At 45.3% G+C, this 24,533-nt stretch carries 8 protein-coding genes; all 8 read left to right on the forward strand.

From position 1 onward, the window contains the following. The first annotated feature begins 416 nt into the window (after positions 1 to 416). The 8 genes from BMZ54_RS26540 (at position 417) to BMZ54_RS26570 (ending at position 24,506) form a co-directional block, all read left to right on the forward strand. Positions 417 to 2,648: a hypothetical protein gene (locus BMZ54_RS26540; RefSeq protein ID WP_143081142.1), complete on the forward strand. Its 2,232-nt coding sequence runs from the start codon at positions 417 to 419 to the stop codon at positions 2,646 to 2,648. Between the two features lie 13 nt (positions 2,649 to 2,661). After that, the gene (locus BMZ54_RS26545) at positions 2,662 to 3,756 is read left to right on the forward strand and encodes a hypothetical protein (RefSeq protein ID WP_089919212.1); all 1,095 of its coding nucleotides are present in this window, start codon (positions 2,662 to 2,664) and stop codon (positions 3,754 to 3,756) included. A 23-nt stretch (positions 3,757 to 3,779) separates the two neighbouring features. Next, positions 3,780 to 10,433 carry a DUF5977 domain-containing protein gene (locus BMZ54_RS26550; RefSeq protein WP_089919214.1) on the forward strand — a complete coding sequence of 2,218 codons (6,654 nt, stop codon included), beginning with the start codon at positions 3,780 to 3,782 and terminating at the stop codon, positions 10,431 to 10,433. A gap of 231 nt (positions 10,434 to 10,664) precedes the next feature. Further along, positions 10,665 to 12,905 carry a hypothetical protein gene (locus tag BMZ54_RS26555; protein WP_089919216.1) on the forward strand — a complete coding sequence of 747 codons (2,241 nt, stop codon included), beginning with the start codon at positions 10,665 to 10,667 and terminating at the stop codon, positions 12,903 to 12,905. 2 nt (positions 12,906 to 12,907) lie between these two features. Then, the gene (locus tag BMZ54_RS26560; protein WP_089919218.1) at positions 12,908 to 13,651 is read left to right on the forward strand and encodes a LolA3 family protein; all 744 of its coding nucleotides are present in this window, start codon (positions 12,908 to 12,910) and stop codon (positions 13,649 to 13,651) included. A gap of 5 nt (positions 13,652 to 13,656) precedes the next feature. After that, positions 13,657 to 22,488 carry an RHS repeat-associated core domain-containing protein gene (locus BMZ54_RS26565; protein WP_143081143.1) on the forward strand — a complete coding sequence of 2,944 codons (8,832 nt, stop codon included), beginning with the start codon at positions 13,657 to 13,659 and terminating at the stop codon, positions 22,486 to 22,488. A 37-nt stretch (positions 22,489 to 22,525) separates the two neighbouring features. Beyond that, positions 22,526 to 22,936 carry a hypothetical protein gene (locus BMZ54_RS32815; protein ID WP_143081144.1) on the forward strand — a complete coding sequence of 137 codons (411 nt, stop codon included), beginning with the start codon at positions 22,526 to 22,528 and terminating at the stop codon, positions 22,934 to 22,936. A gap of 205 nt (positions 22,937 to 23,141) precedes the next feature. Then, a complete protein-coding gene (locus tag BMZ54_RS26570) occupies positions 23,142 to 24,506 on the forward strand; it encodes a PKD domain-containing protein (RefSeq protein ID WP_089919222.1) in 1,365 nt (454 codons plus the stop codon). Positions 24,507 to 24,533: the final 27 nt, after the last annotated feature.

A 24,533-nucleotide genomic window follows, 5' to 3' on the forward strand; every position in this document is an offset into this window, starting at 1 on the left:
GTGATGTAATAAAACAGGTAGGCATAACAAAAGTAGTATGACTTTTTCGGACAAAAATTTGCATAATCCGATAAATATCTAAATCTTTGTTTCCGGAATCTTTTATACCTATGTAGATAATTGTGCGCTTTAGCCCTTTTACTACCCGAATATGAAATATCAGGACAATACACAAGAGATAGTAACCCGGAATTAAAGATCAAATGGTTACCCTATACTGTGAAACAAGCGTAAACAGCTAAATCTCCCTGTTTTTCCCTGTTACAGTATCCATTATTGTCATTTTTAAATGCTAGCAATAGCAATCCATGTGAATTTAATGTGCGTTATGCACGCGGGATCCGCATGCATGAACAGTAAGGAATATGTAATAACACATTGTTTTGAGAACCTGTACCTCTATACTATTACTTTTTTTGCTTTTTATATCCAACGGATATAGCCAGTCGCGGCAGGATACCGGTTACTACCTCATGTACAATGGTTGTAAGGGCGTAACGGTTACCACCTATCCTTTGCCTAAAAAGGATACGATGGCAATACCAGTACGGGTAGGGAGACATACTTCGCAGGTTCCCCTGCGTTCCCCTTTTCTAACGGTTCATGGCAATGTCATGTATGATGTGTACTACCAGTCAAACGTAGATACGCCTTATGTGGAAAAAGATGTCTATCAGCATACCGTTCAAACATTTCTTGATATTACTATACGCAATCAATACCCGCTAAGAGTAGCTTTTTCAACCAACATGGGCAACTCTTCGCTGTTCAGGAATGTTACCGGGCTTAACCTCCGGTACACGAACCGTGATTTTAAGAATATGCTGATGAATAATGCCCGTCATTGGGATGCCGGCCGTTTACACCAGTTACAGCAACTGCAGCTGCTCAGGGATAGTCTGGAGCTCAGGGCAAATGAGATCAGCCGTTTAAAATACAAGCTACAGGCCCCTTCAGGCCTGCAGCAGGTAATAGAGGCAAAGGAAAGAGCGCTGTATGCCAGTGCACGGGACTCACTGGCAAAGCTTCCATCTTATGCTATGGAAAATGTTAACCTGTCGCAGCACTGGCCACCCAAAGATAACTGGCAGAAGCCTGAATATTCAAAAGCTGATACCGCTCTTCAGAAATTGACAGCCGAACGTAAGGCGGCTGCAGAACAATTAGATTCATTACAAAAGGAGTTTGCCCGGTTTGATAAGCTATACCAGCAAAAGAAAAAGCAGTTTGGCGCAAATAATGAACGTTTGATGGATGTGCTGGCGCAAAGCCGGAATAATAAGGAATTGTCTGATAACCTGCATGCCATGAACCTGCCGGATACAGTGCTTCCCAAAGGCTATAAGCAGCTGCTGGCTATACGCTCAATAGGTCTTGGCAGAACAATGGTAGATTATTCGGAACTAACGGCAAAAGATATAAGTATACTGGGTGTGCAAGCTGAATATAATCCTTCCTACTATGTAGCATTTGCAACCGGTATGGTCGATTACCGGTTCAGGAACTTTATTGTAAATGAGAACAGGTCACGGCAATACCTGAACCTTATTAGGGTAGGAGCCGGTATGCGGGAAGGGAACAATCTGATTTTTACCTGGTACACCGGCAAAAAACAGCTGTACAATTACAATACCGACACTACCGGCGCCGGACCGCAATCTGCACCGGATTACAGGATCATGGGTATATCGCTGGAAGGCAAATGGCAGCTGAACAAGCATAATTACCTGGTAGGGGAAATAGCAAAATCTTCCCTGCCTTACTATGCAAGAGCAGCAGATAAGGAAAGCGCTATGGGTAGCGTGTTTCAGTTCGGGAACCGCTCCAATGAAGCCTATTCTATAAAGTCATTCTCTTTTATACCGGCTACCGGCACCAGCGTTAATGCCATGTATAAAAAAATGGGGGCCAATTTCCAGTCATTCAGCTTATATACTACGGGCTCTTCGCAAAGTGCATGGTCACTTAGAGTAGATCAGCCGCTCTTTAATAAGCAGCTTACATTATCCGGCTCTATACGGCAGAATGATTTTACCAGCTTATACCAGAATGTAGATTATCATACCAGCACCATATTTAAGAGTATACAGGCAACATTGCGGGTACGCAGGTGGCCGGTAGTATCAGTAGGTTATTCACCCAGCTCCCAGTTAATGAAGCTGAGCGATGACCGTTACACCGAAAACCTGTTTTATACGCTGGTGGGCTCAGTAAGCCATTTTTACCAGTGCAGGGGTATTATGATGAACACTGTTCTTTCATATACCCGGTTTTACAACAAGCAAACAGACAGCAACTTTGTATACTTCAATAGCAAAAACATATTGCTGAATCATACGGTGTTCCTGGGCCGTTTTACGCTGAACGGCGCTTTATCGGCGGCTGCCAACCAGGATTACGCCTTGTATGGTGCAGACGGCAACATTCAGTTTAAAGTGAATCAATGGCTGGAAACCGGTGGAGGAGTGAAGTATAACAAACAAACCGTGTATAACCTGGAACAGCTGGGCTATACCGGTAATGTGCGGGTGAATGTGCCCAGGCTGGGAGAAATAGCTTTAATGGGGGATAAGGGCTTTATTCCCGGCGCCAATAAACAGCTGGTACCTAACAATACGGGAAGATTAACCTATACAAGAATATTTTAAATAAATAAGCGTGATGAAAAAGTACCTATGGATATATGCATGCATGCTGGTTGCGCTGCACACGCAGGCACAGGTGAGTATGACGGTGCAGTTGCCCCCGGCAGGTGTAATGCAAAAATCACAGTTGTGGAACATGCTGCTGGTATCTGCTTCCAGCGCACCGGTAAATGTGAAGATTATGCTTCGCTTGTCAGATGCGCAAACTAACCAGCCATTGTTAACCGGCATTTCACGCACTATAATCTTATATAAAGGAGCAAAGCAGATAAGAATGGAAGATGCAAACCCGGTGCAGTATGAATACTTGTCTACAGCAGTAGACCGGGATGTGAACGGACTGCTGGCCACCGGCAATTACCAGGCCTGTTACAGCATTGTGGCAAGTGGCCACAGTGGCGCGCTGCTGGCGGAAGATTGTATTCCTTTTACCGTGGAGCCGGTAAGCCCGCCGTTATTAAATACGCCGGCCAATGGCAGCGTGCTGGAAACTGCACTACCCCAGTTTGCCTGGCTGCCGCCTGCACCGCTGAATATTTTTAAAGACCTGAACTATGATATGGTGCTGGTGGAAGTACGCAACGGGCAGTCGCCAGCAGAAGCAGTACAGCAGAATATTCCTGTGTTCCGTGCCATGCATAACAGGAACATTTTTGTGAACTACCCCTCATCCGCAATGGCACTGGATACAGCAAAAAATTATGCATGGACCATCACTGCAAATAACGGTCCCCGTTATGCAGCGCAAACGGAAGTTTGGACCTTCCGGATCAAAGGCATACAAAACAGGCAGGCAGCCAACGCAAATGCGTATATGCAGCTGAAAAAAGAGCTGGGGGCGTCAGTCACTAGTAGTAGCGGCCCACTTTATTTTTCCTATAGCAATGATGCAAATGATAAAACCGTGCAGTATGAAATAATCGCTTTGCAGGAAGGTAGCAATGCTATTCAGCATGGGAAGCTATCTCTGGCTGTAGGTGATAACCTGCTGGAGCTGGGTTTAAAAGGAAGCCGGCTGGAAGATAGGAAAACCTATTTATTCCGTTTGTTAAACTCCCGTCACGAGTACTGGCAAATGAAATTCATTTATACCCGGCAGCATAAACAATAACAGCATACCTAAATATATTTTACATGATACTGGCACGAGTTGCAAAAGGCAGGAAAGTGATTGCTATAATATGGCTGATGATGCTTTATATGGAAACCATACTGCCACATTATGCAAGGGGAGCAATAGAAAACACTGGTAACCGCAGTTATCCGGCGGCTACTTCCAATACTGCTGTAAAGCCTGCTGTGCATATAAACAGCATAAAGAATGTTTTACCGGAGAGCACCGCAAAAGACAATAAAACAAAAGTAATAGCTCCTGCTGCCGGTAATATCGGTGGTCCGGGGCAACCAGAAAGCCGCGCTTTTCACCCGGTAAACAACACCAATATGGTAGATCTGTTTACGGGTGATTTCTCATACACTGTGCCTTTAATGGATGTGGGCGGCTATCCTGTTGCAATTGGCTATAACAGTGGTATTACCATGGACCAGGAAGCCAGCTGGGTGGGTCTGGGATGGAATATAAACCCCGGAGCCATTACCCGTAATATGCGCGGCATACCGGACGACTTTAATGGAACAGACTCTATTGCCAAAACAGCTTCCATAAAGGAGAATAAAACAACCGGTGCAACCTTAGGTTTGGGAGCAGAGGTAGTAGGTTTTCCGATAGGGTTGAGTGGTAGCCTTGGCGTTTTTACCAATACATACCGTGGCTGGGGGCTTGAGGTAGGCGTAAACCCTACCATTAACGTTGCTGCTGGTAGTAAAGGTGTGTTAACTGCTGGCTTATCCCTGACCAATAATTCACAGGAAGGTATTACGCTATCCCCTTCATTGGCTCTTAAAACAAGTCAGGAGCAGGCAGATGCAATAGGCTTTAGCGGCAGTACATCTGTCAGCACGGCCTATAATACAAGAACAGGTATGAAGTCATTGCAGCTTTCCCAATACCTGAGCACCTATGGTGGTAGCTATTCCGGCACATTGCTCTCATTTGCATATCCTTCATATATGCCTACTATTAGCCTGCCTTATACAAGTGTGAACTTTTCTGCTTCATTTTTGCTGGGTACGCAGTTTACCGTACTACACCCCAGCTTGTCTGTCAGCGGCTATCAATCCAGGCAATATATTGCGCCCGAAGACCAGCATCGTTCTATACCGGCCTATGGTTATCTGAATTATCAGAACGGCGCTGCAGATCCGGGGGCGTTGCTGGACTATAACCGGGAAAAGGATATTCCCTACCGGGAAAAACCGCAAACCAAAAATATTGGCATACCGGCTTATACTTATGATGTGTTTTCCATGACGGGAGAGGGCACCGGCGGCATGTTCAGAGCCTACCGTGGTGATATTGGCTATGTGTACGATCATCATATGCGTACAAAGGATGCCTCCGGCCGGGTAAGCCTTGATCTTGGTGCGCTGCCTCAAATAGTGCATGGTGGTGTTGACCTGAATTATGTAAGCGCCAATACGCAAAGCGGCCCGTGGGTAGAAGAAAATCCATTGGCAGCCACTATTGGTTTCCGGAAATCAGATAAACTCTTTGAAGCTGCTTATTTTCGTAACCCTGCGGAAAAAGTAGTGAATACCAAAACTTTTTATGATGCAGTAGGCGGGGATGATGCGGTGACGGTTGACTTGTTTCAGCCGGATAACAGCAGCAGCACGCTTAGCACAACAAATGTGCTGAAGCGCTATCGTAATAAGAACTATATAGATAACATTCAGCTGAGGAAAGAGCAGGCTTATAAAGCATCGCGGGATAAAAGAACCCAGGTAATATCTTATCTCACTGCAAAAGAAGCCAGCACGGTAGGTCTTACAAAGTATATAGAAAACTACAAGCTCAATACCTTTCAGCTGGAAAACTGTGATAATAAGTTCCCGGATGAAACAACCGGCGATGGTACTGGCCTGATGGGCGACTATCACCAGGGAACAGATGTTAATCACTGGTTATATTCAAGACTGGATCCGCAGATCAATTTTGCCACAGTAGGCGCAATGACCAATGGATTGCCTGCTGATGTTGTAACAGCCATGAGCGATGAGTTTTCCATCAGCTGGAGAGGGCGTTTGAAAGCAGATGTTACCGGCCACTATATCATATCTACCGGTAGTGACGATGGCGCTGCAGTTTACATCAATGGTAACTTCCTGATTAATAGATGGGGCATACAGGGAGAAGGTGAATCAAGCATGGGCAAGGTTGAGGTAAACCTTGTAGCCGGCGAGTTTTATGACATAAAGGTAGATTACTTCCAGTTCAGAAAGAAAGGGGCCATGAAGCTGTACTGGGAGTATCTTGGCCACCCCAGGGAGATCATCCCCACTAAATTCCTTTATCCGCCGCAAACAAAAGATGTATTTGAGGTAAATGGCGGCGCCATATTAAAAGAAAAACGCGTAAACACGTTTCGCAAAGAGAACCACCTTTCTGAAATAGATGTATTAAACCCCGATGGCAGAAGATACGTATACGGGTTGCCGGTATATAATCTCAAACAACAGGAGGCTACTTTTTCTGTTAACGCATCAGATGGTAATGCGGCAGAAGGCCTGGTAACATATGTTCCAGGTACTGATGATACAACAGGGAATACAAAGGGTAATGACAATTATTTCAGTCGTGAAGATATGCCCGCCTATGCGCATTCTTTCCTGTTAACGGGTATCCTCTCACCGGACTATGTGGATCTTACAGGCAATGGTATTTCAGACGACGACCCGGGAGATGCCGTAAAATTCAATTACACAAAGATGGCAGGCATCCTTAATCCATATAAATGGAGGACACCTTATAGCGATAAGGCAGGATATAATGAAGGGCTAAAGACTGACAACCGCGATGATAAAGGGAACTATGTATACGGTGAGAAGGAGCTGTGGTATCTTAATACTATAGAGTCCAAGAACATGATTGCCACCTTTACCGTCAGCGACCGGGAAGACCTGTATGAAATTGACCGGGACGGCAAAAAACAAAAAGGTCCCGCTAAAAAGCTGGATGAAATCAACCTGTATACAAAAGCTGATTTTAAGAAGCATGGAACAAGTGCAACACCGGTAAAAACAGTACATTTCAGCTATAGCTATAGATTATGCAAAGGCATTAATGCAGGTGTGCTGGATGAGAATGGCCAGGTGAATGATAATGGCAAGCTTACTTTGGATAGTATATGGTTTACCTATAACGGCAACAATAAAGGAAGGCGTAACCCTTATATATTCTCCTATAATACTAATAACCCGCGGTATAATGCCAAATCATATGACCGCTGGGGTAACTATAAGGATCCCTTGCTGAATCCCGGCTCCACAGCTAATAATGTGATTACAAATGCGGAATATCCCTATGCTTTGCAGGATAGTACTATTGCCGCTGCAAATGCTGTTGCCTGGACGCTTGATTCTATTGTACAACCTTCAGGAGCGCGTATGAAGATCACCTATGAAGGCGACGATTATGCTTATGTGCAGAATAAACAGGCTGCACAGCTATTTAAGGTAGCCGGGTTTTCAGCGTCGGAACCTAAATTGTTAAGCGATCTTACCAATAAGGTGTACAGCAAACAAAATATCTACTATACCGTAGATAATTTATATGTAGGTATTAATGTACCTAAAAAAGTAAACAGTAAACCGGAGGTTTTTGAGCGCTATCTCAGGGGCCTGGGCACCACTTACTTTAAGCTTTTTGTAAAAATGCCATCGGATAAATGGGGCTCCGGAAGTGAATATGTTTCCTGTTACGCTACGCTGGATTATTCAGATGGCGGCTACGGGTATATTAATGATGGTAATACCATCTGGGTAAAAATGAAGGCCATTGACAATAACGGGGAAGAAGGCGGATCATATAGCCCGCTGGCCAAAGCAGCTATCCAGTTCCTGCGCCTTAACCTGCCGTCAAAGGCCTATCCCGGCTCAGATGTTGGGAGCGATGCTGATGTAGGATCAGTAGTAAAGGTAGTTGTGGGCATGGCTGATAATATTAAGAGCATGTTCACCTCCTTTGATGAAAATGCACGAAAAAAAGACTGGGCGAAAGAAGTGGACCTGAACCGCACCTACATACGGCTGAACAATCCTTTCTTTAAAAAATATGGTGGCGGGTTAAGGGTAAAAAGAATAGTTACCTATGACCACTGGAATGCCATGACCAGGCAAAAGGAAGCACAGTATGGCGAGGAATACCAGTATACTACTACCAAACGGGTAAATGGTAAAATGGAAGTTATCAGCTCCGGCGTGGCATCCTATGAGCCTATGCTGGGCGGGGAGGAAAATCCCTGGCGCGTGCCTATACAATATAAAGAGCAGGTGGCTGCCCTGGCGCCGGTAAGCATAGGTTATACGGAAGAACCGCTGGGAGAATCCTTTTTTCCGTCGCCGGTAGTTGGTTACAGCAAGGTAAGGGTACGGTCTATCCATTCAAAAAACATCCGCTCTGCCAATGGTTATGAGGAAACTACCTTCTTTACCAGCTACGATTTTCCTACGCTTACCGACAGAACGGAGCTGGCAGACGGAAAGAAAAAATATAAGCCAGCGCTGGCGAATTTCCTTCGCATCGATGCAAAGCACTTCCTGGCAATAAGCCAGGGATTTAAGGTAGAGCTGAACGATATGCACGGCAAACTGCGTTCAAAAGCAACCTATGCAGAATCAGACCCGGATCATTATATCGCCTATACCGAAAACTTCTATCATGTAGATAACCTGAACCAGGAGTTCAAACATCTGAATAATACGGTAACCGCTATTACTCCACAAGGTATTATTGATGCCAATGCTTCTATTGGAAAAGACGTGGAAGTAATGATGGATATGCGGGAGCAACGCTCTGTTGCCAACGCATATAACATAAACCTGAATACGGAAATGTTTGCCGCAGGTATAATACCGTGGCTCATACCCTCCCTGTATAACCTGGCACAACGGGATGAGAACAAATTCCGGTCCGTAGCCCTTACCAAGGTAATTAGCCGCCATGGTATAATTGACAGCGTACGGGCGGTGGATAAAGGCAGCCGGGTAAGTACCGCCAACCTGCTATATGACAGTGAAACCGGGGAACCGGTGTTAACCAGCACGCAAAATGAATTTAACGATCCTGTTTATCATTTTACCTATCCTGCTGCCTGGGCATACGACGGTATGGGAGGCGCTTATAAGAATATAGGCTTTACCCTGGATCATGTTTATATGAAGGAGGGAAGGATTACCCAGGGATTGCTGGCAGGTACGGAAGCCAGCTATTTTACCGGCGGAGATGAGCTGCTCATATGGTCACATCCCAAAACCTATGGAACGGATTGCGATCCGCAGCCGGCTACCTTTCCCAGCGCCGGAAAAATATGGGCGGTAGATGCCAATGCCATGAATGGCGGCGCACCGGATATTTACTTTATAGATGCAGATGGTACGCCATTTAGCGGTAATGATATTTCATTGAAAATTATACGTTCCGGCCGCAGGAATATAAATGCTGCAGTAGGAGAGGTAAGCATGCTTGAAAACCCGGTTGTGGATGGCAGTTTAGTAATTGACGTGAGGGCAAAGATCATAGGCGCCAGCGCCACAGAATTTAAGCAGTTCTGGAAAGCGGCAGACCGTAAAAAGGCCGGCACGGTAACAGATTGCATTCCCACTGCCTATAATATTGAGGATTGTATCATTCACACTTACAGCAACCAGGAGCTTAAGCATGACTTTATAAAGGAATGTACCAGCGGTACAGGATCAGTAGTAACCTATACGGTGCCTGCCGGAACCTATACTTCTACGATTAGCCAGGATGATGCAGACGCGCTGGCGCAGGCAGATATAGATGAAAACGGACAGGAGTATGCCAACACGAATGGTGTTTGTAGCGGCCCGCCCTGCCGTATAACAGTAAGGGGCAGAACGGAGGCGGATGTGCCGGATGCCATCGGGAAATTTGAGGTAAATGTAACAAGTGATCTGACAAATAATGCTATTGTTTATACAACAGAACCTCCGTTAGGTCCTGTTGACAATCCCATTCCTTACTGTATCCACTTTGATACGCAGGTGAATGAAAATTATGGGGTAGGTGTGTACACTAAAAGAACGCAGGGGATATATGTGATCGTAGGGAGCGAGGAAAAATTCTGTCCTCCGGATGTGCTTCAGGAATTTGTATTGAGGAATCCATCAGAGATAATAGTATCCACTACTCCCCGCACGCAGTACTGGAATAGCGAGCAATTCCGGAAATTTTCAAAGCAGGGTTGTGATGCAGAGCATGAGGGATCGCTGGTGAAATATACAGTGCCCGGGCATACTTATTCCTCCTATGAAAGTCAGCAGGATGCTAACAACCAGGCCATTGCAAATATTAATGCCAATGGACAGGACTATGCTAATACAGGAAATAATGGTATCTGTGTATTACCCGGTTCTCTTAATATACGTGTTAAACCAGGTGCAAGCGGACCTGGAGGAAGGTTTAGTATTGTTGTTAAGAATGCGGTTACCCAGGAGGAAGTATTCAATGAGGATTATTTTGATACCGTTGAATTAGCGCAAAATCTGAACCTGCCTGAGGGTAGCTATACAGTACAGATCTCATCAAACGATATGAATGGATTAAAAGTTACGGTAAATGCAGATGAGAAAGCTATTAGCAGCGGCCAGTCAGCTACCTGGACTACCTCCCATACAATTGTGGTGGAAATGGCTTCGGCGCAATAACATTACTTACAGTAAACGGAACATATAATGATGTCAGTAATAAATAAAATATTAATAGTGATTACGCTGCTGGTATGCCTGTTCTCAGGCATGGCCGTCGCGCAAAAGGTGACCGTTTGGAGGTTGCAGCAAATGGCAGATGGAACGGAGACATTAATAAAGTACGACTCTATAATAACCAGGAAGAGTAGTGCCCTTCCCCCGAAAAAGACGGTTGCCAAAAGCTTGACAATGGCTGCAGCAGCAGGAACTTCCTGCACCTGTACTTGTCTGAAGCCGCTATTCGATTACCTGATAGCTTCCCACCGGTTGTTTATACCTGCTACGGATAATATACTGGTCTCTACCCTGGTGCAGGACGCTAATGATGCCGGATATGCACTGGACTATAGAATATGTAATGTATTAAGTGATAATATCAACAAACCCTTTTTTGCCTTAACTACGGACGCTGTAAGCACCGTTTATAAAGCAAGGATAGGCGATTGTGTAGTTTCATTGAAGTCTTTGAACAGCAACCCTGTAAATTTTTGGGGATTAGTTTCAAATGAGTGTACGGGTGATGGTAAGATTACTTATCAGGGCGGCAACGTTATAAATAAAACATTTCAGGTAACAGAAGCAATGACGCTTTATAATATTAGCCAATCTGATCATGTTTTCACTGATCCTTTTTATACCACTGGTAATGTAACTACTCAAAATGGCTATCAGAATTTGGTTAAGGACACACTTTCGCAAAAAATGGTAGGCGCCTATGAATATAATAAGAATACAGCCCCTGAAGGTAGTAAGGAGAGCTACACAGTGTTTACAAATTTCAGGTTCGGAGGTGTTGAAAATATCCCGGCAAATGCAGTTATACAAACTGCCACGCTTAAACTCTATGCATATCCGGGTGGGTTCATGCCGCCTGTTTATCCAAATGCACATACTACTTCTGCTGAAGCCGGATTTTTTTCAACATGCCTGGTTGTGCCTGGATTGCAATGGCATAATACAACAACGTCGGGAGATACCTTAACACGAACATGGCTTAGTTTTGACAATTTTCGTTTGGATATTACTTCGCATTTTCAGGACATTACGTTTAATGCACTGGATCAAGTTAATTTTTGGAAGCAAAATGAAAACAGGGGCTTTTCTATAACGTCGCGTATCGCTTCCGGTAATCCTGCGGCTTATGGAACTTTTTGCTCACAGCGGTATTCAGATCCTGCGAAACGGCCTGCATTGGATGTAACCTATGTAGTGCCGGTAGAGGAGGGCACTACCACCGCCCAGCTCCAGGTGGATTCCTGTTACACCTGCACCACAGTTACCTCCGGCATCTGTTATAGCGCTGTTACAGACGTAAGTGTAAATCCCTATGTATATAGCCTGGCCGGCAACTGGCGGCCTTACAGGGCTTATACTTACTACGATACCCGTGCTACACCGCCTTTTCAGGCCAAAACCAATATACGGCAAGATGGGCAGTTACCCTTATTTATACCATTCTGGAATATTCAGAGCGATAAATTAATGCTGCCGCAGTATGATGAATTAAAGTGGGTATGGAATTCAGAAAGCACCCTGTTTAACAGGAAAGGTTTTGAGCTGGAGAATAAAGACCCGCTGGGCCGCTATAATACCGGCCTGTATGGATATGATTATACTTTACCAGTGGCAGTAGTACAGAACAGCCGTTATCGTGAAAGCGCCTTTGACGGGTTTGAGGATTATTTCTTTGAACCTGTTATTTGTGATAACGCATGCGCCAGCGGCAGGAACTTTGATTTTTCAACGTACAGGGATGACCTGGATACGCTTGAGAAACATACCGGTAAATACAGCCTGCGTGTAGCTGCCGGTACTTCAATCGGCGTTAGCGCCCCGTTGGTGGCAGACGATAATAACACGTTCGGACTTTCATTTAATACAGCTAACAGTGATTGCGGAGATAGTAAGGTAGTGCTGAAAAGTGTAAGGGCTACGGCAGACGCCCTGTTGCCGGTATTCTCCCCATTATCTGATAAGCAGGTGCTGGTAAGCGCCTGGGTAAAGGAAGCCCAGGACTGCCATTGCCAGAGTTATGCAAATAGCCAGATAGGGATTGTGATAGAACAGGCAGCAGGCAATACAACCGTTATCGCAAAGCCGTCCGGGAATATTATTGAAGGCTGGCAGCGGATAGAACAGGTGGTGAATATTCCCGCCGGCGCCACCCGCATATCCATTAACCTCCAGTCAACAGGTAGCGTGATTGCACATTTTGATGATGTAAGAGTGCATCCTTTTAATGCCAATATGAAATCATTTGTATATAACCCGGTAACCCTGCGACTAATGGCAGAACTGGATGAAAACAACTATGCCACTTTCTATGAGTATGATGATGACGGCACTCTTATCCGCCTGAAAAAAGAAACAGAAAGAGGGATTAAAACCATTAAGGAAACAAGAACCGCATTGTTAAAAGAAGACCAGTGATCATGAATAAGTATATACCGTTGATAACCGCCTTGCTAATGGCCATAAGCGGGCCGGCAACCGCACAATCAGGGCAGGAAGCAGAAAAGATCATGCAGGTGATGAAGGAAGTGCAGGCTTTTTATAGCGCCCGCCCGCAGTCATTCAATATATATTATACCTATAGCAATGAACATACACCCGGGAAGGTATTGGATTCGCTGAACGGTAAAATGGAACTGTCCGGGGAGTCTTACCGCTATGTGCTAGGTAATACGGAAACTATTCATAACAAGCGTTACACAGTTGTTTTGTTTAAGGAAGATAAGCTGATGTATGTAGCAGTATCAGATTCTTCTCAAAAGCAGGCCAATCCTTTGCTGCCTGTGAAAGAGTCGTTGGAAAGAACAGGCGTCAGCGGCTGTGAGATCACGCATAAGGGTAGCCAAAAGCTGGCGCAGATCAGTTTTAAGGAAGGCGTGCCCTATAAATATATGGAGCTTACGCTGGATACACTTTCACAACGTTTGCTTTCCATGCGGTATATAGTGAAAACAGCCCTGTTAATGGATGCACAGGACACAGCGCCAGGATCGGAATATGATGAATATGCCATTGTGCGGGCTGTTCTGAACAACTATAAACAGCTGCCGGCAGATGCGCGCCGCTTTGATGAGCAACAGTTCTTCAGCAGAGAGGGTAACGAGCTAAAAGTTACCCCCGCTTATAAAGAGTATAAAATATTTATTGGATCTCCCAATCTATGAAAGATATGATGCGTTTATTGCATAACCGGATCGGTCTGTGGCTTTTAACTGCCCTGCTTATTACACTTGCAGGCAGCTCCTATGCACAAACAGGTACAGGCATAGTATTTAAGAAAGTGCTGGATGGCAGCAAAGGGCAATTGGCTAAAGACTCCATGACCGCCGTACAGGACAGCGCTTACTTCAGCGCTACCCTGCAAAGCAAGCTGGATACGCCTTACCAGGTTACCAATGTGGTCACCTTTAAGATCAACGAATACGCGCCCTTATATTTACCGGCGCAGTTTACCGCCACTGCGAATGTGCGTATTATTTATACCACCCCCGGTCTGATAATCGACTCTATAGACAAAACACTGGAGATCAGCTATGATACCGCCCATGCTTTTATGGCCCGCAGTAGCTTTGTTTTCAGTAATGCGCACCAGGTAAGTGTAAAGGTATTAAGTGTTACCGCTTCTGTGGCTGGTCTGTTGCCCGTATTGATGCTGGAAAATGAAATGCAGGCCCACCCGGTGTACAAGCTGTCCTGTGTGGACGATGCGATTAAAAATTTTACCACGGTAAACCCGGAGAACACGGATGGAACGGATGAAATTAATGTCAGCTGGCCTGCTGCCATAGGAGCAGATGAGTACGATCTTGAATGGGCTTATATCGATTCCTCTGCATTGGGGCGTTATGGTACGCCGCCCGATCCCCGGTTGTTATTTGAGAATAATGCCAGCCGTGTTACGGTAGCAGCCAACAGCTACGCAGTGCCGCTGATCTATGATAACGGTGGCGTACTGTTCTACCGGGTAAGAGCTGTGCAGGATAAGAAAAATAACAGCCGGCTGGAAACAGCCTGGAGCTCGGACTTCGCAGGCGGCCTGGGGCGCTTTAATTTCATGGGGCATCAGCGGCGCCTGAACTGGCAGTCGGATATCAGCTTTGCAGAGGAAGGTAAGCGTAAGGTGGTAGTGCAGTATTTTGACGGCAGTCTCAGAAGCCGGCAAACAGTAACCAAAGACAACAGCACTAATACAACCCTGGTAGGAGAATCTTACTATGACTACCAGGGCCGGCCGGTTATACAGGTAATGCCGGCGCCAACGTTGAATAACATTATTAAGTACAGCCAGAACTTTAATACAGATATAAACGGTGCAGAATATGACAAGGATAAATACGACCATATAAATGATCCTTCGGAATTTCTGAATGCCAGCGCAGCAGAAATGGGAGGAGGGGCAGCTACCTATTATTCTCCCAATAATCCCGATCCCGACAAAAACACGGGCGTAAGCCGCTTTATACCTGATGCACAGCAACATGCCTTTACTGAAACATCCTATACCCAGGATAACACCGGCCGTATTAGCCGCCAGGGTGGATTAGGCCCTGTATATAAACTGGGCAGCGACCATGAAACCAAGTACTATTATGGAGCGCCCGGCGATAATGACCTGGATGCTATGTTTGGTACAGAAGCCGGCGACAAAAGCCACTATTTTAAAAACACGGTAAAGGATGCCAATGGCCAGTATTCAGTAAGCTATGTGGATATGCATGGCCGTACCATTGCCACTGCGTTAGCGGGTTTGCCGTCCAATGCCGATATGGCGCCATTACCTTCTTACACCGTATTTTCCAATACAGATGTCCTTTCCGGCCCGGGCAAAAATGTGATAAAAGATCTTGTGATGGAAAGCCGCCAGTCGCAGGTGGTAACAATGGAGGACAATTATGATTTTAACTACACGCTAACACCACCGGTATTAACAAAGAAAGATTGCAATGGGAACGATGTGTGTTATAACGGCCTGTATGAGCTGCAGGTAACTATCACGGATGATAGTTATAACCAGCGGCTGCCGGATAGAAAACCGTTTGAAAAGCTGGTGATGAACTATACGGTCGGCGCTATAGATCCTGCTGTTTGCGGGCAGCCCGGTCAGGCGTTTAATGTTCCGTTTACTGTACATCTTAAAGAAGGCAGTTATGAAATTACCAAGCGGCTTATTATAAGCCAGGAGGGGCTGGACTATTACCGGGATAATGTATTTGCGCCGGCCAACCTGTGTAAAACGCTGGACGATTTTATCGATCAGCAGCGTTCATTGGTGAGCAACCTGGAATGTGTGCCCAATTGCGCGGCTTGTTTAAGCCAGCTGGGTACACTGGATGACTTCCGCCAGAAATACGTAAACAGCGTTAAACCGGAGGGAGCCGCAGCGGACTATGAAAAGGACGTGCAGGCCGCTTACCAGAGTGCAATGGAATCCTGTAATGCCTTGTGCGGCAAATCATCTGAAACGGATGATATTCGTCAGGCCATGCTGATGGATGTAAGCGCTCCTTCAGGTCAGTACGCGAATATTAATGCGCAGGATCAGTATTCTGTGTTTTATACTACGGGTGATGATCATCCCCCTGCTTACCAGGATGAAACACTGGTGTATCGTGATGAAACCGGTAACCCCGACCAGGTGTATGATGAGCGGACTAATGCCTTTGTAACACCTCAGAAGCTTAACCCTAAGCAGTTTGCAGAAAAGTTCAGGTCATCCTGGGCGGCTACTTTGCTGCCGTTTCATCCGGAGTATTGTAAGCTGCTGGAGCTGGAGAAATACGCAGGCAGCTACAGTTGGGATAGGGCATTTGAGGCGGTTGATACTTATGCCGAAGCCAGGGCAGCAGGTTATCTGAACCCTACTGGAAGCACCAGCGCCCCGTTTGCGGATTACCCGGCTGTTGGAAAAGATGCGTTGTTGCAGCAATGGCCCGGTCTGCAAAGTGAGCTGGAAAATAAAATGCTGAACTGCAAGGTTAGCGCAGAGGGCACTTTTAACCTCTGGAGCGTGGCCGTTGTAAGCATCAAATGTAATGAAAGTGACAATGGGTGCAGGGTCTCTTATCAGAACGCGCGGCCTGCTTTTGATGAAGGCTCCTTATGCCCTGGTGACCTGGATATGGCCTGGCGGACCTTCCGCAGCATATACCTGCAGATAAAGCATGATATGCTTATTGGTAAGGTAAATAACGCCTGCAATCAATCGGCCCCCGCAGGCAAGCAATCCCATTTTAATATTGCAACAGACGCAATAAGTCAGCAGCAGCTGCCTTATATGGATGTTAATAATACGGATGCAAATGCCGGCCTCGTTGCAGCAAATGCAGCCCTGCAGCAGGCAATTGCGGATAACTGTAATGCCTATACAGAATATTGGCTGCAGCAGCTGGCCCCTTGCCAATACGGTACAGCTGTCTGGAATGAAATAAAGGCCAGGCTGATACAGGTTTGTAAAGAAGGTGGGGATGCAGACCATCCTTTTGGCGCCAGTACCGTAAAACCCTCCAGCACCAATGCAGACAGAAGCTTTGAACAGGTGCTGAAGGACTACAACGACCAGCACCCCATGGATCCGCTGATCTGTAACGCGCAGCTGATCACAGTGCCTAAGCCCTACGACCGGCAGCCGGCTTATGCCAATAAAGTAAGCTATACCAAACCGGCGGATTGTGAATGTGCGAAGCTGCAGGAGCTGCAGCGTGATTATGAGAGTAACCGGAGGCCGTTTGATGCGGATATGCCGGCTTATTTGCTGCGCACGCGGCAGATACATATTTCAACGGCCGATCTGCAAAAGCTGATGGATGCCTGCAGCGGAACAGATTTTACCTGCAAGTACTTTTCTTCGCCGCTGAATATTCCCGTTTGGATGCAGTGTAATGTAGCGCCAGCCTGTGCTACCTGTGATGTAGTGGATAGCCTGTATGCACAATATAAAACAATGTACCCAGGCGCATTGCCCACGGTTTCAGACGACGGGGAAAATCAGCCGCAGAAGAACCAGCTGTTTGCTAACTACATGAATAACCACCTGGGCTTTGCCAAACAGGCCTGGGAGTATCTCAAGTTCATAGATAGCTGTGCACATACCATATCGCGTGACACGTTAGTATGTATACCGGGGCAGCAAATGCGCACTTATGCTGCATTTAATACCGGCGGACAAACCAGCTTTGCAAGGTCCGAAGCAGTTTCGCCAATGGCATCTTCTTCAACAGATATATTGACCAGTATTCAAAAGACCGCCGACAATGGTTATATAATGGCCGGTTCCACAACCGGTAGCGGCAATGGTAAAAAGGATGCCTATATTATTAAAACGGATATTCATGGCGCCTATCAGTGGGCCAAAACATACGGCGGAGCTGAGGATGATGAATTTAGTAAAATAAAACGCACTCCGGATGGAGGGTACATTGCACTGGGGAATACTAAGTCTTTCCATAGCGGCGGCCAGGAAATTTTTATCGTCAAAACAGATGTTACAGGTAACGTTCAATGGAGCCAGTCCATTGGTTATAATACAACATCGGGTGAGCTGGGAATGGACATTATTACTACCAGCGATGGTGGTTACGCTTTTGCAGGGATATATAATTTTGCACCGGAAACAGCCGACTGGATAGTGGGCGCCTTAAACAGCCAGGGTGGTTTGCGTTGGGTAAAACATATGGGCAGTAGCTCTTCTGACCCAACGATATACTTACTGGAAGAAGGTGACCAGCTGGTAGCAGCAGGATCTGGTTACTTCGCGGGAGCAACTTTCTATGATGCTGTTCTGATGAAGATCCGGAAAGGTGACGGAGCCATAACATCCTATCGTGCTTATGATCTGGATAGCAGAACCAACTGGGTGTATGGTATTAATAAAACGCCACAGGGCTATAAAATAAACCTGCTGAATTCAGATCAATGGGGAACTGTTGATGGCAGGGGCGATATATTAGACCTGGATAACAACGGTAATATATTATCAGCCAAAACCCTATCGGCCCCGTCGAATGATAACTATATCGGCTTCTATACATTTTATTCACCGGATAATAGTGTTATTGTAACGCCTCCTGAGGGAAGGAATCCAGGGGATATATACCTGCAAAAAATAAATCCTGAAAATACAGGCCTGGCCTGGTCTAATCATATTCCACTGACCGGCAACGAGGTTTTAAATTCAGTTATACAGAACCCGGACGGCACCATAGCAGCAGTGGGCAGGCATGATGATCAGGGATTTTTCCTGCTGGCAAATGCATCCGGAGTAACAGGTTGTTCAGATGAAGCAGTAGATCTGACTTATACAAGTACTCCGGTTGTAGATAAAAGTTATGCATTCGCTAAATTAGAAAGCTTATCCAACGCCAACCGGTTTGTAAGTGTTGTACCTGGCATAGCAGGTATATCCGAGTCCGTTATATCTTGTCCGAGTGCCGACAGTTGTTATACGGTTAATAATGGTCCATTGTTATGCGGTGGCTCAGAGCCGGTATTCCCATCTGTTGAGATTGACAACAGCTGTGCAGACAATGATTTCTTCGTGATCAGTACTGCCACAGAGATGTATAAGGCCTATAAGGATTCTGTACTCGGTACTTTTGACAGGGATTATATTAACACCGCATTGAAGGCCGCAGATCTTGAAAACTTCACAGTTACCTATCATACCAGTGAGTATCACTATACTTTATATTACTATGACCAGGCAGGTAACCTGGTTAAAACCATACCGCCGGCGGGCGCGGTAGTGGACCGCAGCGAAACCTGGCTGAACCAGGTAAGGGCAGCCCGTGAAGCCAGGCAGCAGAAGACGCCCGATCATAAAATGGCTACAGAATACCACTATAATTCGCTGAACCAGGTGGTAGCCCAACATACGCCCGATGCTGGTGAAAGTTATTTCTGGTACGACCGCCTGGGCAGGCTTGCCATCTCCCAGAATGCAAAGCAGGCGCTTACCAATGCCTATAGCTACACGCTATATGATCCGCTGGGGCGGATCACGGAAGTGGGCCAAACCATTGGCTGGGGCAGTATGGATGATTATATCTGCCGTAATGATGTTAGCCTGTCTAACTGGTTAAACAGTATGGCCTTTAGCAAAACACAGATCACCCGCACTATATATGACCAGGCTTACACGCCGCTGGAAGGAGATGAAAGTCAGCATGAGCTTACCGCCGCCAACCTGCGTAACCGTGTATCCTGGACAGCCTTTTACAATACCGCCGCTGAAATGGCAGAGGGGCAATATGCAACAGCAACCTTTTACAGCTATGATATTCACGGGAATGTAGACACGCTGGTGCAGGATTACAAGCAAGGCATTATGCAGGCTACCAATAACCGCTGGAAGAAAATGGTATACCGCTATGATCTTATCAGCGGTAAGGTGAATGAGGTTGCTTACCAGCCGGGCGAAATAGACGCTTTCTATCACCGTTACACGTACGATGCAGAAAACCGCCTCACGAACGTGGCTACCAGCCGTGATGGGATATATTGGGAAAATGATGCCTTTTACCAGTATTATAAACACGGCCCGCTGGCCAGAATGGTGCTGGGCCAGCAACAGGTGCAGGGGATAGACTACGCCTATACGCTGCAAGGATGGTTAAAAGGAGTGAACAGCACTGCCATGACACCCGGATTTGACATGGGCGGTGATGGCGTCCCCGGTAGCCTTGTAGCAAAAGATGCTTTTGGCTTTGCCCTGCACTATTATGGTAATGACTATACGCCTGTTAAGCAGGGGGTAAAACCCTTTGCAGAAGCAGCGGATGCAGGCGCTAACTTTAAGCCCCTGTTCAATGGCAATATAGGTGCTATGAGCGTGAACATTCCTTCACTGGGAGAACCGTTGTTATACGCCTATAATTATGATGTGCTGAACCGCCTGAAAGGCATGAATGCCCTGCATAATCTGAATACAACCGCTAACACATGGACTCCTTCCTTATTGGACGATTTTAAGGAAGATGTGAACTACGACGCCAATGGTAATATATTAAGCTACCTGCGTAACGGCAGCCCGCTGTTTGCCGGTAAGTCTATCCAGATGGATAATCTTACCTATAACTATATTGCCGGTACCAATAAGCTGTTATCCGTAAGTGATGTAGCAAATGATGGTGACTATGGTAATGATATTAAGAACCAGGGGGATGAAAACTACAAGTACGATCCTATCGGTAATCTTATACATGATGATAAAGCAGGGATCGATAATATAGAATGGACGGTATATGGGAAAATAAAGGGAATAAGCAAAACGAATGGTGTAGATATTACCTACACCTATGATGCGGCCGGTAACCGTATCAGCAAGGATATAAAAGGCCAGCAAACCTGGTACGTACGGGATGCTACCGGTAACATTATGAGCGTTTACACCAGCAAGGATGCTACGGTGAATAATGGGGATCTTACCCAGACAGAAACAGAGCTATATGGCAGCAGCAGGATGGGTATGAGCACATTAGCAACAAATGTTGAAAACAGACCCGCACCTGTTACCACGAATATGCCAGGATTAGGTGAAGGAAAAAATATTATTTTTACCAGAGGTAACAAGCTCTTTGAATTAAGTAACCATTTAGGTAATGTGCTGGCAACGGTGTCGGATGAGAAAAAGCCTATTTCCCTGAACGGTACCACCATTGACCACTACGAAGCTAAAATCACATCTGCGCAGGATTATTATCCTTTTGGTATGCTGATGCCTGGCCGTAATGGGCATCATATTGCAGGCGGATGGTCTACAGGCAGCAGTGTAGTGAACGGATATACGGTGCCGGAATCATTAACGCTGGGTAGCCGTGCTGGTAACCAGCCAGGGGATTATACCGCTTCACAGACGATCAATTTCACAGAAGGGTTTAACAGTGGAGTTAATGATGCGTTTAATGCGACGATTGCGGATGATAGTTATGAAGGTGGAGGTAGTAGTACGGGTGATGGTAGTAGTGTGGCGGTGAGTGGTTATAGGTTTGGGTTTAACGGAAAGGAGAATGATAATGAGGTGAAGGGAGAGGGGAATCAGCAGGATTATGGGATGAGGATTTATGATCCGAGGGTGGGGAGGTTTTTAAGTGTGGATCCGTTGACGAAAAAATACCCATATTATACCCCTTATCAATTTGCTGGAAATATGCCAATTAGCTTTATTGATTTGGATGGTGCAGAACCTTCAAAGAATCCTAACGCGCCAGGAGTTAAAGAGAAAGCAGCTATGGCAACAGTAGATGGTATTGCATCAGAAGCAGCCAGATTTGATGTAAATCAAAATTTGTTTAGTGTTGGAACATGGGCGAATGAGGAGCTTAAAGGTACTTACTTTTGTTCTCCATCGGGGCAATATGTGACAGATAATACGGATCCGTACCCCGCTAATAAATTAAATTTGTTTGTTTGGAGTGGGGCCACATTTAATGTAGACGAGTCAAATAACTCAAAATTTTCTAACTATGAAGCATTTGTAGTAGATAATTTAATGAGAAACTTCACTACAGGGACTGGTCCCGAAAACTATAATTTCCCAGTTAATGGAGTTATAAGCTCCAAATTCTTAAATTCCGATATTTTTAAGGCTGCACTTGCAGACTTTAATAAAGGCAGACTCATAGCGAATGAGACAAGACAATATTCCTTTGGATTGTCCCAATTGGGGAGTGATTTTGTAAGAACAGGGACTTTATTTTCGATAACTGGCTTCGTTGGCTCAGGAACTATCACCTTTATGCCTGATGCTAAGGGTATTTATGTGAAGATTTTAAATATCACAAGTTTGTCTTCAGGCGCTTTGGTGAAGAATCCCAATGACATGAATACATTTCCTAACTCTTATGTGAGAGATCCTAATCAACAGACTCCTTATGGAAATATTAGTCAAACTTTCAACTTGTTCTTGCCATGGGAAAGTCCATTGTTAAATCAAAAAGATTTAAGTGCACCAGATCCTGGAATGTATGAAATCCCTACATCCAATATTTGGCAAAATATACATTAGAGCTAATGACATTATAAAATATATTAAAATTATGTATATGTATAAATTCTCTTTGGCGATATTAGTATTGGTTGTTTCTTGCGGATTGAGCGAAGAAGAGGCAAGAAACCGCTGTAAGATTAGTCATGCAGGAAGTTATGTTTTGGATACTACCCGTACTGAAAGAGCTTTATTGGCAACAGACTCAGTAGGTACAAAAGGTTTGATAATCATTTTTAACACTGATTCTACATTTTATACGAATATGAGAGTTGCATTTTTGGATGACACATGTGGATTCTGGGATGCGGGGACATGCGGATTTGAAAGCAGTGGTAAACTGTACTTTAAGCACAGTCCTCATATAATAAGTTTTGCACCTTGTCATGAAGGAGATTCAACTTGTATGATTTTAGGGAAGAATATATCCACCTCGACAAGTAGCAATTATTGGTTTAAGAGAATATAAGCTATAGCTGGTGATAAACTAGGTGTAGTGATAAATGATAGAGTTAATCAACTTTATAACATACTTTTTGTAATAATATTGACCATCGTAGGCAGGAAATTTCACTGTCCCCTTGAGAATGTTATCAACAAATGCTATAGTAGTCTTATTTGTAACGAAAGAATTATAATCAGAGTACATACATCCCTATACCAAATAAACCGTCATGTGTAAAATACTAATAACATCCCTGTTCCTGTTACTCACCTTTACCGCATTCTCCCAATCAACCCTGCAGGTAAAGAAAGACACCGTAATAATGAAAAAAGCGGAATTCGCAATAGAAAACAAAACGAGCGACACACTCGGCTTCCTCTATAACACCGGCAACGGTCGTACGCAATTCAAGCGCCTGGAACTGGTGAACCTTGGCGATACTGCATTAGCTATTGTTGGTCAGGATACCATTACTTATAGGAGCGCCAACATCGGTAAAAGCCTGCAGTTTAAGGTAGGCAGCACCGGTGCACCGGCAGCAGGAGATACCAGCTATACCAATGCCGGCCTGCGCTTAGGAAATATAAAAGTTTGGCGTAACGGATTATTTCAATATCGGGATGCTACTGATGGAATAATGGTAGACAGTATAAACGGCCATATCCGCTTTTATCCGGCATTGGCACAGGCAGACCGGATCTATATTGAATCCCTATTTGGTGTAAGCTTGAATTTTCAGCTATCAGCAGGTATGCCAACTGTTACAGTGCAGGATGCCAGCATTACATTGCCCACCAGTGGATTGCAGCTTGCCGGTTCGGTCACTCCTAACGGTAATACGATCAGCAGCTATCAATGGAGCCAGCTCACAGGCCCTAATACATCTACCATAACAAATGCAGCTACCCAAACCTGTACTATTACCGGGTTAATAAACGGTACCTATACTTTCCGTTTAACGGTTACCACTGCCGGTGGCCAACAGGTAAGTGATGATGCGACTGTTCAGGTATACCCGGCAGGTGGTCCTAAAATATTACGTGTTAACTTCTCCAATACACAGGCGCCGGCAGTGCCGGGCTGGTTTAATGTATACGGGCCGGTTACCAATAATCACATTACAGCTACAGATCCCACCACCGGCTGGACAATAGACAACGGTGGCGCCACGGGAGCTTACTGGACTGCTTTTGGCGGCTCAAATGGGAACGATGATTCCGGGCAAACTACAGGAGACGATAGCGGCATTGTACCAGACCAGGTATTAAGAAGCTTCTGGTTTAATTATAGTACAAAATATACTACAACAGACAACCTGCTTGTTACAGGGTTGAACACAGCTAAGACTTACACATTGAAACTCGTGGGTTCCCGTAAAACAGGTGTATCAGATGCCCGGTACGGGGTATGGCGTATCAATGGCGGAGCAGAGCTGCAGCAAAATGCACTGGGTAATACTGCTGTTCAAACAGTAGTTACTGGTGTTGCTCCGGATGCTACCGGCAAAATTGGTATAGCGGTTTATGCATCACTTAACACAACTTATGGTGACTTTTCTTATATAAATGCCTTGATTATAGAAGAAGAGCAGTAACAAATAGTAATCGTAAAATATTGGGAC

The sequence above is a fragment of the Chitinophaga rupis genome, assembly GCF_900109685.1.
Lineage (GTDB): Bacteria > Bacteroidota > Bacteroidia > Chitinophagales > Chitinophagaceae > Chitinophaga > Chitinophaga rupis.